The 15262-nt window shown below is 55.0% G+C and carries 15 protein-coding genes; 7 read left to right on the plus strand and 8 right to left on the minus strand.

All coding sequences use genetic code 11. From position 1 onward, the window contains the following. Positions 1-77: 77 nt before the first annotated feature. Complete coding sequence (locus AC2FMY_RS07245) at positions 78-602, minus strand: CBS domain-containing protein (RefSeq protein ID WP_480750775.1); 525 nt, start codon at positions 600-602, stop codon at positions 78-80. A 375-nt stretch (positions 603-977) separates the two neighbouring features. Here AC2FMY_RS07245 and AC2FMY_RS07250 point away from each other — a divergent pair, with 375 nt between their 5' ends. From AC2FMY_RS07250 to AC2FMY_RS07270, 5 genes are all read left to right on the plus strand, one after another. Then, the gene (locus tag AC2FMY_RS07250; RefSeq protein WP_496746488.1) at positions 978-2003 is read left to right on the plus strand and encodes an FAD:protein FMN transferase; all 1026 of its coding nucleotides are present in this window, start codon (positions 978-980) and stop codon (positions 2001-2003) included. A 17-nt stretch (positions 2004-2020) separates the two neighbouring features. Continuing rightward, a complete protein-coding gene (gene nqrM / locus AC2FMY_RS07255; protein WP_480750773.1) occupies positions 2021-2263 on the plus strand; it encodes a (Na+)-NQR maturation NqrM in 243 nt (80 codons plus the stop codon). A 125-nt stretch (positions 2264-2388) separates the two neighbouring features. Continuing rightward, complete coding sequence (locus AC2FMY_RS07260; RefSeq protein ID WP_496746520.1) at positions 2389-4056, plus strand: sulfatase-like hydrolase/transferase; 1668 nt, start codon at positions 2389-2391, stop codon at positions 4054-4056. Positions 4057-4133: 77 nt separating this feature from the next. After that, a complete protein-coding gene (locus AC2FMY_RS07265) occupies positions 4134-5213 on the plus strand; it encodes an IS630 family transposase (RefSeq protein ID WP_496746518.1) in 1080 nt (359 codons plus the stop codon). A gap of 152 nt (positions 5214-5365) precedes the next feature. Then, positions 5366-6106, plus strand: a complete 741-nt coding sequence (locus tag AC2FMY_RS07270; protein WP_496746486.1) for a methyltransferase domain-containing protein — start codon at positions 5366-5368, stop codon at positions 6104-6106. Between the two features lie 124 nt (positions 6107-6230). On the opposite strand, the gene AC2FMY_RS07275 is transcribed toward AC2FMY_RS07270, so the two are convergent. From AC2FMY_RS07275 to AC2FMY_RS07285, 3 genes are all read right to left on the minus strand, one after another. Beyond that, entirely contained in the window at positions 6231-8537 is a 2307-nt protein-coding gene (locus tag AC2FMY_RS07275; RefSeq protein WP_496807178.1) for a Tex family protein, read from the minus strand. A gap of 137 nt (positions 8538-8674) precedes the next feature. Next, positions 8675-9550: a c-type cytochrome gene (locus tag AC2FMY_RS07280; RefSeq protein WP_496746482.1), complete on the minus strand. Its 876-nt coding sequence runs from the start codon at positions 9548-9550 to the stop codon at positions 8675-8677. Positions 9551-9556: 6 nt separating this feature from the next. Continuing rightward, on the minus strand, positions 9557-10015 hold the full coding sequence (locus tag AC2FMY_RS07285) for a c-type cytochrome (protein ID WP_496746480.1): 459 nt from the start codon (positions 10013-10015) through the stop codon (positions 9557-9559). Between the two features lie 553 nt (positions 10016-10568). On the opposite strand from AC2FMY_RS07285, the gene AC2FMY_RS07290 reads away from it, so the two are divergent. Then, positions 10569-10913: a hypothetical protein gene (locus AC2FMY_RS07290; protein ID WP_496746478.1), complete on the plus strand. Its 345-nt coding sequence runs from the start codon at positions 10569-10571 to the stop codon at positions 10911-10913. Further along, a complete protein-coding gene (locus tag AC2FMY_RS07295; RefSeq protein ID WP_496807179.1) occupies positions 10877-11266 on the plus strand; it encodes a hypothetical protein in 390 nt (129 codons plus the stop codon). Before AC2FMY_RS07290 ends, AC2FMY_RS07295 begins: the two co-directional genes overlap by 37 nt. Before the next feature lie 289 nt (positions 11267-11555). Here the strand turns inward: AC2FMY_RS07295 and AC2FMY_RS07300 are convergent, their stop codons facing one another. From AC2FMY_RS07300 to ubiT, 4 genes are read right to left on the minus strand one after another with little or no spacing between them, the layout of a single operon-like run. Beyond that, positions 11556-12797, minus strand: coding sequence for an NnrS family protein (locus tag AC2FMY_RS07300; protein ID WP_496746476.1), 1242 nt, complete (start codon positions 12795-12797; stop codon positions 11556-11558). Then, on the minus strand, positions 12794-13702 hold the full coding sequence (gene ubiV, locus AC2FMY_RS07305) for a ubiquinone anaerobic biosynthesis protein UbiV (RefSeq protein ID WP_480750763.1): 909 nt from the start codon (positions 13700-13702) through the stop codon (positions 12794-12796). The genes AC2FMY_RS07300 and ubiV overlap by 4 nt, the downstream gene beginning before the upstream one ends. Before the next feature lie 4 nt (positions 13703-13706). Further along, the gene (ubiU, locus tag AC2FMY_RS07310; protein ID WP_496746516.1) at positions 13707-14684 is read right to left on the minus strand and encodes a ubiquinone anaerobic biosynthesis protein UbiU; all 978 of its coding nucleotides are present in this window, start codon (positions 14682-14684) and stop codon (positions 13707-13709) included. Continuing rightward, positions 14684-15226 carry a ubiquinone anaerobic biosynthesis accessory factor UbiT gene (gene ubiT, locus AC2FMY_RS07315; protein WP_496746474.1) on the minus strand — a complete coding sequence of 181 codons (543 nt, stop codon included), beginning with the start codon at positions 15224-15226 and terminating at the stop codon, positions 14684-14686. Before ubiT ends, ubiU begins: the two co-directional genes overlap by 1 nt. Positions 15227-15262 lie beyond the last annotated feature (36 nt).

Consider the following 15262-nt stretch of genomic DNA (forward strand, 5'->3'; position numbering starts at 1 on the left):
TGCAACACACCGGGGCGGGTTTGGTTATGCTAGTATTATGTTTGGAGCCAACCCAACTGCGGACGTGCCGATGGTTTTCAACCCACGATCATCTGTTTCATTTTCAGTGCCTCATATTCCAACTCATTGAGGCGAAACTGAACCACATCTCCAATTGTTATCATCCCGCACAAGTTTCCGTCCTTCAATACTGGCATATGTCGGAAGCGCCCCTCGGTCATACGCTTCAAGACGTCCATTAGAAAATCCTCTGGTGCGCAGCTTTGAACTTTCGTGGTCATCAGATCAGAAACGGACTGAGGCAAGGTCTGTCCAGGCGTCTCGGCCATGCGTCGCACGATATCCCGTTCAGAAAGGATACCCTGCAGCGCGCCATTCTGATCCGTGACGACCAAGGCGCCGATACGTTTTTCCTTCAGGAGTTTTACGACTTCATGAATAGTCTCTCCCGGGCGGACGGAAAACACATCGCCTCCCTTTCCTTCCAAGAGCTTGGCTACGGTCGTCAATGAGTGTGACAAATTAGATTCAACGGTTTGGCTGTAGGTGGTGGTCTCGGCCTTGTCGCCACGCTTGGGCGCTTGGTAAGAGCTTGGGGCCATTGGCTGGTCTCCTCCTGTACCGGTTCGAATTCTTGTGTCCACCTTACCGCTGGTGGGCGATCTGTATAGTGGGCAAATGCGTCACAAAATGTCAGAGTACTGTGAATCAAGGGAAATCTGAATGCTGCAAAATCTTCACCTTACTTCGCTAAGTGGTGTTTTGATTGTTTTCTTGGTCGTTGTCTGCGGTCACCGCTTTCGCCAAGCATGGAAGGAGCAAACGCCGGGCTGGCAGATTCGCGCTTGGCTATATGGAGTACCAGCAGCGCTAGGTTTGATAGCGCTGGGATTCCTTCCTTTCGACCACTGAGTGTTGTTTGACTCCGCAAATATGCGCTGTCATATGCCGAGTGCATTTGTCTCTGGAGTAAGTTTATGCGCCACTGGTTCGCTTTGGTCTTTCTGTGTCTGACTGCCGGCTGCCTGTTCGACAAGGAGTCCGAGGTGGTTCGCCTGTCGGGCGAGACCATGGGAACCACTTACAACATTATTGCCATCGGCGACAATCTGGACTCGGAAACGTTGTCTCAGTCGATCAAACAAACCCTTGCAGCGGTTAATGCAAAGATGTCGAACTGGGATCCAAATTCTGAGGTCTCAACTTTTTCGACATCCAACAGTACTGCTCCTGTCAAAGTCTCCGCCGAATTTGCCCGAGTGATGGCGGCGGCCAATGAAGTGCACGAACAAAGCGGTGGTAAGTTTGATGTAACTCTTGGGCCGTTAATTGAACTCTGGGGGTTTGGCCCTCGCAAGCCCGATGATCCGGTTCCAAGCGACCAAGCCATTTTGGCTGCGCTTGAACACGTTGGGCAAGGGTCGCTTCTCCATTTGGACGAGTCAACATTAATGCTTGCCAAGACAGACGGCAGTGTGGGCATCAATTTGTCGGCTATTGCCAAAGGTTTTGGTATCGATGCAGTGGCTGCTACTTTGGATGCCGCCGATGTCCACGATTACATGGTCGAGATCGGCGGTGACCTTGTGGCAAGGGGTGAGAATGACAAGGGAAAGCCGTGGCAAATCGGTATTGAAAAACCGGAGCCCGGCGCGCAGGCAGTGCAACTGGTCGTGCCTGTTAGTGACTTGGGACTAGCAACATCGGGCGACTATCGGAATTTTTTCGAGCAGGATGGGGTTCGATATTCGCATATTATCGACCCGACAACCGGTCGTCCGATTACGCACCACACCACTTCAGTGACGGTTGTATCCGAAAACGCGATGATGGCGGATGCTTGGGCAACTGCGATGTTGGCCTTGGGATTGGATGACGGTATGAAAGTGGCCGAAAAATTCGATCTTGCCGTCTTTTTTATTGCTCGGGATGTGACAGGCGACGATGAAGCCTATATCACGGTGCAAAGCAGTGCATTCAAGGAAGTGCTGGGCCGAAACTGACCGGGGTAAGAACTAAGATGAGCACATTCGTATTGGCATTCTCTTTGTTGTTGATCATCGTCGTGGGCATGTCTTTGGGTGTCATGCTGATGGGTAAGACGATCAAGGGCAGCTGCGGCGGCCTTAATGCAATATCGGGGGCGGACAAATGTGTCGTATGCCAAAAGGACATCGATCCGGACAGTCCGCTGAGGGACAAACTGCAATGCCCGCGTGCACGTAAAAAGTTGGAAGAGATGGAGAGTGAAGCTTCCGTCTGACGCATCGAGTCTGCATGCGGTACGCTGGGCGCAACAGCATTTTCGTAAGGGTCGTTATAGCCAATCGCCAAACGTTGATTTACAATTCAGTTAGCATGTGAAGTAAATCAATTCGGATGGAGATCATGGTCAGGCCGAAGAACATTCTTTTTATTATGTTCGACCAGCTGCGCTGGGACTATCTGAGCTGTTATGGCCATCCGCATTTGCAGACGCCGAACATTGATCGTCTGGCCTCGATGGGCGTTCGATTCACCCGAGCGTATATCCAATCCCCGATCTGCGGCAGTTCACGCATGTCTACGTATACCGGACGCTATGTGCATTCCCATGGGGCCTCGTGGAACGGCATTCCCCTGAAAGTCGGTGAAGTGACAATGGGCGACCACCTGCGGGAAGCCGGAATGGAATGCTGGTTGGTCGGGAAAACGCATATGAGAGCAGATGCCGAGGGGATGGCTCGGCTTGGCTTGGAGCCTGATAGCCTGATCGGTGCCAGAGTGGCGGAGTGCGGATTTGACGTGTTCGAACGTGACGACGGCATGCTTCCCGAAGGGCCCGACGGTTACTATGATGCGAATGGTGCCGAGAACTACAATAAGTACCTTCGCGCCCTCGGTTACGAGAGCGACAACCCATGGCATGACTTTGCCAACTCAGGACTGGATGAAAACGGAAACGTTTTGTCAGGCTGGTTCCTGAAACATTCCCAGAACCCGGCGAACATTGAAGAGAAACACAGCGAAACGCCCTACCTAACGACACGAGGTATGGAGTTCATGCAAGGTAACGAGGGCCCGTGGGGCCTTCACCTCAGCTATATCAAACCGCATTGGCCCTATGTCGTACCCGAACCTTATGCGTCAATGTATGGTCCAGAGCATGTATTACCCGTAAACCGTTCGGATTCCGAACGACAAAATGCGCACCCAGTGCTGAAGGCGTTCATGGATACCAAGGTGGGAGAGGCTTTTTCGCGCAAGGAGGTGCGAGATGCGGTAATCCCGGCTTACATGGGCCTGATCAAACAAGCGGATGACCAGATGGGTCGGCTGTTCGACTGGATGGAAGAAACGGGACGGATGAAAGACACGGTGATCGTTCTGACTTCGGATCACGGCGATTTCCTTGGGGACCACTGGATGGGGGAAAAGACTTTCTTCCATGATGCATCGACCAAGGTTCCATTGATCATCTTCGATCCGTCCGACGAGGCGGATGATACTCGTGGATCGGTTTGCGATGCGCTGGTGGAATCTATCGATCTCGTCCCAACGTTCGTTGAAGTTGCCGGTGGGCATATTGCGGATCACATCCTTGAAGGCGAAAGCCTGCTGCCAATTCTAAGGAGTATGAGAGGCGACACAAAACGCGACTACGTCATTTGCGAGTATGACTACTCTGCTTCACCAGTCGCCGACATTTTGCAGGCGGATGTTCGCGATGCCGTGATGTTCATGGTTGCAACGGAAAAATGGAAGCTGATCCACTGTGAAGGCGGTCATCCGCCCATTCTATTCGACCTCGAGAACGATCCAAATGAACTCGTGGATCTGGGAAAGTCCGAAGCCCACGGGGACATCATTAGTGCGATGTATGACCGTTTGTTCGAATGGACGCGCCGCCCGTCACAAAGGACCACAAGAACACACGAGCAACTGATCGACATGAGAACAAAAAGCCGAGGACGCGGTGTGATGGTCGGAATCTACGATGAGAATGAAGCCCCACTCCACTTGACCGTCAAATACCGGAAACGAAAAGCGAGGCCGTACAAGAGCTATTTGAAATGATATTCTAGTGGTTTGAGCAAGACGGACGAGTCCGTTTTGGGATTCCCTCTGCCTTGGGGTTGTGCGTGTCTACAAACATGCGCACCGGTGTCAGTTTCAGCCTCTCGTCGACCGACCGTCACCGATTGGATGCGATCGTTTCGAATGGCAACAGCCCCCAGAAGCATGTCTGGCGGGCCCGGATCATTCTTCTGAGCGACAACGGGCACGGCACAGCGGCGATCATGTCGGAGACAGGCAAGTCCAAGACCTGCGTCTGGCGCTGGCAGGAGCGCTTCGTGGAGGAAGGCGTCGAAGGTCTCCTGCGCGACAAGACACGGCCACCGGGAACCCCGCCAACGCCGGCAGATAAGGTCGCTGAGGTCGTGCGGCTGACCCAGAAGCCGCCGCATGAGGCCACGCACTGGACGCTCAGGGTGATAGCCAAAGTTGCCGGGGTGGCGCCTTTGACGGTACGTGGCATCTGCAAGGCGCATGGCCTCAGCCCGCATCGCTGGCGCGCGTTCAAACTCTCGAAGGATCCGAACTTCGTAGACAAGCTGATCGACGTGGTGGGGCTGTATGTCGACCCGCAGGCGCACGCGGTGGTGCTTTCGGTCGATGAGAAGTCACAAATCCAGGCGCTGGATCGCACACAACCGGGCTTGCCGATGAAGAAGGGGCGGGCCGGCACGATGACGCACGACTACAAGCGCAACGGAACCACCACACTATTTGCAGCGCTGAACGTGCTCGACGGAACCGTGATTGGTCGGAACATGCAGCGTCATCGCCATCAGGAGTTCATTCGCTTCCTGAATGACATTGAGCACCGCGTGCCCTCAGGCAGGGAGGTCCACGTGATCCTGAACAACTACGCCGCGCACAAGCACGCCAAGGTCCGCACCTGGCTGGAGAGGCATCCGCGCTGGACCTTCCACTTCCTGCCCACAAGCTGCTCCTGGCTGAACGCGGTCGAAGGTTTCTTCGCCAAATTGACCCGGTGCCGCCTGCAACGCGGCGTGTTCCACTCACTCGTCGATTTGCAGGCCGCCATCAACCGCTTCATCGCAGAACACAACACGACCGAGGCCAAGCCTTTCCGCTGGACGGCCGACCCCGACCGGATCATCGCCGCGCGAAACCGTGGGTTCCAGACCTTGGCTTCGGGCCGATAGGTCGATCGAAGTCTGACAGAAGTCGTCAGATGACGGCTTGGAGCCCAAGGCGGCCAAATGTGCTAAGGTCAAATGGCCGCAAGAGGGGATGTTGGCTTTGGTGACTTATGTCAGAACTAGATAGTCAATGGATCGACATTCCGGACGAGCGTTTGCAGCGCTTCGAAGCGATGTTCCGGTGGAGCGAAGAGACCGCCCATTACTATGATGGCGCGTGTCTCGCCCCTGGGCTTGATATTCTGGATTTTGGCTGCGGCCCGGGACATCAAGCAATCGAATTTGTCGACCGAGTTGCCCCTGACGGTCATGTTCATGCTGCCGACGTAAATGAAGATTTTCTCGCGAGTGCTCGATCAAAGGCAGAACAGGCAGGAATTGCCGATCGCATAACCACGCACCTATTGACCGATGAAGATGTGCCCTTGCCGACGGCAAGCGTCGATCGAGTCATCGTGCGAAACACGCTTATTCATGTACCCAAGCCAGAGGCGAATTTGGTTGAGTTTCGGCGTGTGCTGCGTCCGGATGGGAGGCTTCATATGATCGAGGGTGACCGGCGTCTTATGGCCGTCGAACCTCTTGAAATGAGAGAATGGAACGATCTCATCGAAGCGGCGGCTTGGGCCTGGGAACAGCCCGTCATCGGACGTCGGCTTCATGCTCTGGCACGACGTGCGGGCTTCTCCGATATCAAGGTCCAAGTCGTTACTGCAGCCGACACGACCGGCCGGTTGCTTGGCATGATCCGTACGATCGGCGAATATGCGATCGAGGGCGGGATGTCAGCACAGCGTGTCGCGACACTCTTGAAAGATTTGGAAGGTGCCGCCGTGGACGGGACCTATTTGGCAGTGTCTCCGCAGTTTGTAGTCACCGCGCGGACACAAGCCTAACCTCGCGGTATCATTCTTACCTCCGACCTTCGCCGAGGGGCGTGCGACAGGGTTCGCGATGTCTGATTCTGACCATTAGAGCATGATCTCCAGCTAGCCTACTGATCAATGGGCTTCTAGCCTATTAGTCTTTCTTGAAAGCGTCCCTCAGTGCAGCGCCAAGTGCACCAGTGCTGCCGATCTCTTCGGGGGCACTCCTGCGCTGATGGTTTGTTGCTGAGCTGCCTTTGTTCGATGCCGGCCCGCGTGCCGACCGATCTCTCTCAGCAACAGCCCCGCCATCCTTCCGCATGGTTAGACCGATGCGCTTTCGAGAAACATCTACCTGAACCACACGCACCTTTACAACTTGGCCCGTTTTTACCACCTCGTGCGGGTCTTTGACAAACCGATCGGCCAACTGGCTGACGTGAACCAGCCCGTCTTGGTGAACGCCTATGTCAACAAACGCACCGAACGCCGCGACGTTCGTTACAGTACCTTCTAGAACCATACCAGGTTTGAGATCGGTGATTTCTTCAACACCGTCGGCGAAGGAGGCAGTAACAAAACTCGGGCGTGGGTCGCGACCGGGTTTTTCCAGTTCTGACAAGATGTCTCGCACTGTTGGCAAGCCAAAGGTGTCATCGACGAATTGCTCGGCGCGTAAAGTCGTGAATGCTCCGCCACTGCCCATAATCTGCCGAATGTCTCGGCCGCACGCCTTAACGATGCGGCGGGCAACAGCATAGGCTTCGGGATGCACGGCGGATGCGTCGAGCGGTTCGTCTCCATCCGGGATGCGAAGGAAACCGGCACATTGTTCGAATGCACGCGGGCCAAGGCGGGCGACTTTCAACAGTTCTTTGCGTGTTCTGAAAGCACCATTAAGGTCCCGATGTGCAACGATCGCCTCGGCCAGCCCAGGGCCCAAACCGGACACGTGTGAGAGCAATTGTGCAGACGCCATGTTCAGGTCGACGCCCACGGCGTTCACGACGTCTTCAATCACGGCTTCCAGTGATTGACCCAAACGATGCTGATCCACGTCGTGCTGGTATTGACCGACACCGATTGACTTTGGTTCAATTTTGACCAGTTCGGCCAATGGGTCTTGCAGTCGGCGAGCGATTGAAACGGCGCCGCGCAAGCTGACATCAAGATCCGGAAACTCTCGTGCCGCAAGTGCCGAAGCAGAATAGACGGAGGCACCGGCCTCGGACACCACAACTTTAGTTGGACCTTTTACCGAATTCGGCAGTAGTTTCAACGTGTCTGCGACCATTCGTTCTGTTTCGCGACTGGCAGTTCCATTGCCAATAGCGATGAGTTCGATCTTATGTTCGGTAATCAGCTTGAAGATTGTGGTTTGCGCCCCACGCAAATCGTTCTTGGGCTGGAACGGATAGAGCGTCTCTGTGGCGATAAGTTTACCGGTCGCATCGACGACTGCGGCCTTGACGCCGGTTCTGATCCCTGGATCAAGGCCGAGTGTCGGACGTGCGCCCGCCGGGGCTGCGAACAGTAGATCCTTGAGGTTGCGCGCAAAAACCTGAATGGCTTCTTCCTGTGCGCGAGTTCGCAGATCTGCCATGAGTTCGACCATCATCGACAACGAAAGTTTCACCCGCCAACTCCAACCGGAAACTTTGCGCAACCATTGGTCACCGGGGCCATCGTCCCGTGTTTCCAAATGAGCTGCCACCATCGCCTCGGCGCGTGCAGTGCCGCTTTCTGGCTCGGGCGCAATATCCAGAGTTACGATGCCTTCTTTCGATGCTCGCAGCATCGCTAGCGCCCGGTGAGACGGCACATTTGCCCATAACTCAGTATGATCGAAATAGTCGGAAAATTTCGCTCCTTCCTGTTCCTTGCCGTCGATCACTTTTGACGTCAGAAATGCTTCTTTCTGCATGAAGCTGCGCAATTTTCCCAGAAGATTTGCATTTTCGGTTAGTCGTTCGGCGACGATGTCCCGGGCACCATTCAATGCGTCCCTGGACGTTGGCACTGCTTCGGTTACATAGCCTTCCGCCAGCTTTTCCGGGTCGGCGCTGCGGTCAGACAAGATGGCATCGGCCAGAGGTTCGAGCCCGTTTTCTCTAGCAATCATGGCCTTGGTGCGGCGTTTAGGCTTGTAGGGCAGATATATATCTTCAAGCTGTGCCTTGGTGTCGGCTTGTGCGATGGATTTCTTCAGATCGTCCGTGAGTTTCCCCTGATCATTTATCGAGTTCAGGATCGTTTCACGTCGTGCTTCCAGTTCTCTTAGATACGACAGCCGGTCCGACAGAATCCGCAGTTGAGTATCGTCCAGCCCACCTGTCACCTCCTTGCGGTAACGGGCGACGAATGGCACGGTGGCTCCTTCGTCCAGCAACTTGACCGCTGCGCTCACCTGTTCAGGGCGGGCGCTGATTTCGGTGGCAATTGTGCGGGCGATCCGGTCCAAACCTGTCTCCTTGAATCAAATTAGAGGAACTTCTTAGCCAGTGCCTTGAAGGAGGGAAAGAGACGGTTGCACCGATCACGGGAAAAAGAAGCCGGCCTAGATCTCTGAAGCAGGAATCTCACCCAGGCGACTGAGTTTCACTTCAGCGATTTAAGATAAGCGGCGATTGCGGCGCGATCTTCGGGGGTGAGTTGCGAGGTGTTCTTTATAACTGCAACCATGTGCCCTCCGGCACTGTCAAAGTCCGGAGTAAACCCGGTTTCGAGGTAGTATGCGATGTCCGCAGCGCTCCACGTCAACTTGTCCGGCGTCAGGGCAGGGATACGCCCTTCGCCGGTCGGATTGGGGGCGCCACCCAACCAAACGTTTTTTTTCAGGCCGCCCAACGCATCCCGAGGTGTATGGCATTCGCCGCAATGTCCCAGTGCTTCAACCAGCATGCGACCACGTTCAACTTCTGCTGTGGTGACCTCGGGCATAACCCAGTCGGCGGAAAATTTGAGCCGTTTCCATAGCCCCAACCCTCTGCGAACCGAAAATGGAAACGTGATTTCGTGCGGTAGGCTTGCGTCATCAGCTTCGGGGAGTGTCCGCATGTAGGCCCAGAGATCGGCAATCTGTTGATCCGTCATGCGTGTGTACGAGGTATAGGGGAACGCAGGATAGTAGTGCTGCCCGTCCGGTGAAACCCCATATCTCAGAGCGGTTGCGAAATCCGCCAGGGACCAATCACCAATTCCAGCGGATGGGTGCATGGAGATATTTGGTGCCAGGAATGTGCCAAAATCAGAAGGAAACCGTTGTCCTCCGGACAATGTCAACGAATCCTCCGCGCCTGGCGATTGATGACATGACGAACAGCCCGCCGCGAGGAACACTGTTTTCCCGGCCACTGCATCACCTTCTTTTTCGGAAAATGCCTCAGAAGAGAGGCGCTCAGGCGCCGTGAGCAAAAAGAAAACAATGGCGGCCAAAACGGCCGCCAAAGACAGCGCTAGGACACCCCGGCGCATATAGAGCTAGTTCTGAGGTTCACGGAAATCGTCGTGGCAACCTTTACACGTGCCTCCGACGGCTCCGATCGCTGCACCAATCTCGGCTGCACCTTGTCCAGCTGCAGCTTGCATCTGCACTGCGGCAGGGGCAAACGCAGCCCACTTTTCCTGGAACCCTGCGGAATTGCTCCAGATCTCAGGCTTGGCTCTTGTGCCCTCATTGGCTCCGGCTTCCGAGCCCTCAGGCCAATTGGTCAACTGGTTTATATTTGAAATCGCGACAAGATTGTCTGCTGCTGCTTGCGCCAAACCAGCATCATATTCCAACTCGCCTTTGGCCATCGCACCGAGAATGCTGATGTTCAATGCCTGCATTCGCATCTGGCCTTGCCTCGCATTTATGGCCGACGAATAATCTTGGGCTTGTGCAATCCCGGTACTTAACAAAGTCGCTATCGTGATAGTTAAAAAGGTCTTTTTCATGTGTCGTCCGCCTCTCCGGTCGTTTGACCTGTTAAACAATAGAGCGTTTTTTGAAATTGCCATAGCAACTTCTGCGACCGGTCCGGTATCAGGGACCTCCAGTAGGAGCGCGCATGCAAGTCGGGGTTCATGGCCTGTCGCACCGGTCCGGTCAATATGAGCCTGCGACAATCCAGTTCTCAGCCAAACCGACCAAGGTCTGAGAAGGTTGTTCTTCGGTCAGGACCAGAGTCGGAGATCGAGGCAGAAATGGTCCGAAGCAGACCAATTCGAGGATAACACGGGACAAAAGTCTGATTTCCTAGAATTCAATACATGTTCAAATTGCCAGAGAGACGGCTATACCCGTCGGTTTTCGCACTGGCAGAAGGAGAAAGACGGATGAAACAGGCGACGAAATTGGCTTTGACCACAGCCCTATCAGCAACACTGGCAGCAATTCCATTGACCATAACCACTAACGAGCGCGGGTTTGTAACCTTATCCGTGCCAGTAGCATGGGCGAAGGATGGTGAGAGCGGCGGAAACAGTGGCCCCGGTGGTGGAGGGGATAGTGACGGAGGAAGCAGTGGATCTGGCAGCGGCGGCGACGACAGTGACGGCGGGAATAGCGGGCCTGGCGGCGGCGGTGACGATAGTGACGGCGGGAATAGTGGATCTGGCGGCGGCGGCGACGACAGTGACGGCGGGAATAGCGGATCTGGCGGCGGCGGCGACGACAGTGACGGCGGGAATAGCGGATCTGGCAGCGGCGGCGATGATAACAGTGGGCCTGGAAACAGTGACGATGATGATCGCGACAGCCGAAGCTCGCGAGATGATGATGACGACGATGGACGTCGCGGAAGGAAGGGCCGAGGATTGGACGATGACCCGAATCATCATGGGCGCGAAGTGACTTTTGCGGATGGATCGAAGATCGAAATCGAAAATGGCCGGTTCGAACGGAAGAACGCGCTTGGTCGCACGGTCGAAGAACGCCCTGCGACGCCCCAGGATTTTGAGAATTTGGCGAATGCCCGCAGTACACAGGCGACGGCGCCCAGAGGAGCTGCCAGCCGAGCAAAAGGTGGCGGCACGGTAGCCAGTTTCGAGATCAGCGGACGGAATATTGAAGTCAACTATGTGGATGGGTGGAAAGAAGAAATCGAGAATGGGCAGTATGAGTTGAAAGACGCCAACAACAACACTGTGGTTGAACGGACAGCAACACGGCAGGACAGAAGCCGGTTGTTTGGTGCGTTCGAATAGCTTTCATAATTTGTGAAGTTGGTAAAAGTGCCTGGAAAACGGGTCGGTAACCGGTTTCTATATGGACAGACTAGAGGACCTGATCGCGTAGTTGGTCAGGTCCTTTGGCAAGTATCTGGTTGCACCAGTTTTGGCGCCCTTTCTCGAACTAGAACATGAAATCCAAAATACGTAGAGCAAGAACAAGAAGCATGGTTTTCGCTTCCTGCCTGCGAAACACCGCCGAAAGGTGCGCAGTTGCCGTGCCCAACGGATCGGACCGTCAATGAGATTGTCAGGTTCTAGTGCATCAAACCGAACCGCCCATTTCGGGCAGAGTTTTCAAACGTTTTCCACTCAGGACTGGCCGAGGTGGTGGGCCTTTCAACGCGTGTCGGAAGTCAAAAAGAAACAACATCCAACCTAGGCACCAGAAACACGCAGCCCAAAAGAGAAAGTTACTGGAAGATGGCAAGACCAGCACAGAGGCTCTTGTAATGGTGGCAAGCCAAATCAGGGCGACTGCGGCAATAAATACTCGGCTGGCCTTCAGATTGCCGTCTCCGATATGGGACGAAGCTCGGCCCGAAATGGCCATGATAAGTCCCGCCATCGCGCCCATCGTCAAAATGTGCAGCGCGGTGGTTTTGTCCAAAGGCCATTCGAATGCTTTAATAGAACCCATCACTGCCAAGCCAAGTGGAAGAAACAAAAAAGACCCATGCAAGGCGACTAGGAGCGGGTTCCCGAGGACTCTGTGGGTTTGCCACTTACGCATGGACACCAGGATCAAGAGTGAGGCAACCATAAGAGCAACGCCCTCAGCACGCTCTCGCTCGACTAGGAAGAATGCGAATGCGATTAGCAGGAAGGCAATGCTGGCGTATCTGTTTCGGGTGCCTTCGAACTCGGTGACACATTCGCACGATCGCGACATCAGCCAGTTTCGGGTAAAGGCGGGTATTGCTGTACTGCCGATGTTCAGGATCATCAACGCAAACAACAAAATCATAACATGCAGTACCGACGAGCTGGTCGCGAAATTACCCCATGAGGCGCCAGCTAAAAGGGCGCCGTCCAATCCGGACATGGCAAGCACCGCGATGCAGTAGAAAGATCTTCGGTAGGCCTTCGCGGTCACAATGCCTTGGAAAAGTAGGCCTGCCAGTACAAGAAAATACCCTGAATTCGCGATGACAACGAACAATGATGGCAGCCAATCTGCTGTTGCCATTGTGAATCGTGCAAATACCCAAAGACCAACCAGTAATTTCAGACGCCACCCGCAAATCGGATCGGCGCCGGTCCACGAGGGCAAGGCGGTGAGCAAATATCCACCTGTGGCGGCTCCTGCAAATCCAAAGATTAGTTCGTGAGCGTGCCAAAGCGAAGGGGATGGAAAGACCGGCGCGGGAATGCCAATCAAGGGGCCAAGCGGCCACCACATTACCGACAGGAGCGCTGCGAGTATGGCCGCGAGAAACAGCGGTCGGTAAGGGGCGGCTAAAACCTGAGCAAATAGAGTATCCGAACCGCCGTAGTGAGAATTCATACCGCGTTAATATCGGCACCGGACCAACTCAAACCGGTATCGCCTGTAAGGAAACCGTCGCTAAATCTGATACCAGGGTTTTGCGCCGAAATCTCCTCCGTAAGGCCCACGGCCGATGTCTCACCTTCCAGCAAACGACGATACCCCTTGCACAAATTGGTGAAACCCTTCGATTGTGGAGATAGGCGCAGCGCAGAGACCGCGCAGTCTGCCAATAGCCCAATCTGGTTGGCAGCACAGGCATATGTCTCGGACAGGGTCTGCACTCCGTTCATAGCCAGAAACGGTTGATCGTCCAATGTTCGAACCTGCAGGCCATCGGGGTCATCTTCGCAGGCATATTGGCAATTGTCTTTAATCCGCCCATGCAAGCGCGCATGATAGCATCGACCAGACATGGCCAAGGGTATGCGCCCATGCCCCCAGATTTCGATCGCAACACCGAGTTCCTGAGCCTTGTCCGTCAAGCGCCGCACCGAGTTCAGAGGCAGTTCAGGCGGCAGGCAGATGCGGGTTGCACCGCGCTTGGCGAGCCATGACAGCGTACCCTCGTTATAAACATTGATCAAAGGACCGACATGAAAGTCGACGCCTTTCGGCAGGTAAGCCAGCGCAGTCAGGTCATTGACCTCGACAGCCGCGCCCAATTCGGCTAGCTCGGCAGTCAATTTCCGTTCACGTTTTAATGTCACAAGCGCAAGGCTGGTGAGTACCACCTGTTTCCCCGCTTCTGCTAACGTGGTCATCGCTGCCGGGATCTGGTCTTGGTAGAATGGCAACCGTTTAGAGCACACGAGTTCACCCAGAACGACCCTGTCCACAGGTGCCGTTGCAAGATCAGAATAGAATTTGGTCCAGTCCTCTGTGGGCCAAAAGAACTGATTTGGACCAACCGTGAGTTCCATGGCGTCACCTCCATGTTTTTTTATAGGCGCCAGTAGTCATGGCCTGGCCTTCTGACAGGCTTGCCAACATGCCGACAGGCAGCGGCCTGCCTTGTTCGAGCGCGTCGACGGCAGCGCGGAAGTTTCGAACGACTTGGGCCACGTATGAGCGAGAGCGTTGGCGACCCTCGATTTTTAGGGCCGTGACGCCCGCCTTTTTCAACTGGGGAATTAGTTGTTCGGCATTCAAGCTGACCGGGTCTTCGAAAAGATGGCCTTTTTTTTCGCCTGCGCTGAAGCACCCTTTGCACAATGTCGGGTAAGGGGCCGGTTCACCCCTGCCTGCCCGGTGGATGGTAAAACCTCCAAGACGTGCATCCAAAACGCCGTTCTCTTCGATGTACTCAACATGGCTGGCTGGTGAACAAACCCCGTTCATGTTGGGCGATTTTCCGGTCGCGTAAGAAGACAAGGAGCACCGGCCTTCGGCCATCACGCAGAGCCCGCCAAAGACGAATACTTCGGTTTCGACGTCAATTTCTGAATTTATCGCGGCAATTTCGGGTACGGAAAGGACGCGCGGTAGAACAACCCGTCTCACTCCGAACTCACTGGCATAGAAGTTGATTATGTCGGCGTTGGCAGCGGCCGCCTGAACCGAGAGGTGACGGCGCAATTGAGGAAAATTAGCGGCCGCGTAGTCCAACAGGCCTGGATCGGCCAGGATCACGGCATCGGCACCTGCCGTTCCGGCGTCTGACACAGCGCGGTGCCAGGTGCTTTCCGCCCCTGCACGCGGATAAGTGTTGATTGCGACCAGAACTTTTGCTCCATGCGCATGTGCAAAGGACACGCCTTCACGCATTTCTTCTCGACTGAAATTCAGGCCGGGGAAATTCCGGGCGTTGGTTTCATCTGCAAAGCCGCAATAAACGGTGTGTGCTCCGGCCTTAACGGCTGCACGCAACGCGGCCGGTGTTCCTGCGGGGCATACGATTTCCATTACCACGATAAATTCTCCTCGGGTCGCGAGAGAAACAAACCCGTCCTACGTTCGGTCAGTGCAATCAGACGCAGAAGTGGAGTTGAAAATGGCCCTGAAAAACGCGCGCATTCCTGTGCTAGATCCAGTTCTTCTTCATCTATCGCATTGCGCAAAGCCAATGCGGCTGCCGTGTCGCCTTCGATCGTCAAGTCTCTGGAAAAAAACAGCGCGTCACCGTCGTATGCGCCATGGACAAGGCCTAGAAGTGCTGCAAGTGGCCCTGAAATTCGAGCGTCGCCATTGCACCTATTGCGCAAGACACGCACTCGCGGTTTGCCGCCATTTGGTTCCATCAGAATACAGATAGGCAGATCAGTGGGGTCCAGGACAAACCGCGACGAAACGTGTTCGCCCAAACGCCGGAACATGCCCGGGTGACGCTTTGCCAAGGCGCGGGTATAGCTGGTCAGGGACAGCGATAGCGGGCCAAGGGGTATGACCCTTAGCGCCCGTCCCAATGCCGGTGGAAACCGTGGGATGATCGGGGAGGGCTGAGGCAATGAGTGGTCCTTTCCTGCCGTGTCTGCACCTGTCCT

This window comes from Ruegeria sp. YKSE079 (assembly GCF_059612845.1).

Coding starts and splice junctions, on each gene's coding strand:
- AC2FMY_RS07245 (WP_480750775.1), bottom strand. CDS start 602: ATGGCCCCAAGCTCTTACCAAGCGCCCAAGCGTGGCGACAAGGCCGAG.
- AC2FMY_RS07250 (WP_496746488.1), top strand. CDS start 978: ATGCGCCACTGGTTCGCTTTGGTCTTTCTGTGTCTGACTGCCGGCTGC.
- nqrM (WP_480750773.1), top strand. CDS start 2,021: ATGAGCACATTCGTATTGGCATTCTCTTTGTTGTTGATCATCGTCGTG.
- AC2FMY_RS07260 (WP_496746520.1), top strand. CDS start 2,389: ATGGTCAGGCCGAAGAACATTCTTTTTATTATGTTCGACCAGCTGCGC.
- AC2FMY_RS07265 (WP_496746518.1), top strand. CDS start 4,134: ATGCGCACCGGTGTCAGTTTCAGCCTCTCGTCGACCGACCGTCACCGA.
- AC2FMY_RS07280 (WP_496746482.1), bottom strand. CDS start 9,550: ATGCGCCGGGGTGTCCTAGCGCTGTCTTTGGCGGCCGTTTTGGCCGCC.
- AC2FMY_RS07285 (WP_496746480.1), bottom strand. CDS start 10,015: ATGAAAAAGACCTTTTTAACTATCACGATAGCGACTTTGTTAAGTACC.
- AC2FMY_RS07300 (WP_496746476.1), bottom strand. CDS start 12,797: ATGAATTCTCACTACGGCGGTTCGGATACTCTATTTGCTCAGGTTTTA.
- ubiV (WP_480750763.1), bottom strand. CDS start 13,702: ATGGAACTCACGGTTGGTCCAAATCAGTTCTTTTGGCCCACAGAGGAC.
- ubiU (WP_496746516.1), bottom strand. CDS start 14,684: ATGGAAATCGTATGCCCCGCAGGAACACCGGCCGCGTTGCGTGCAGCC.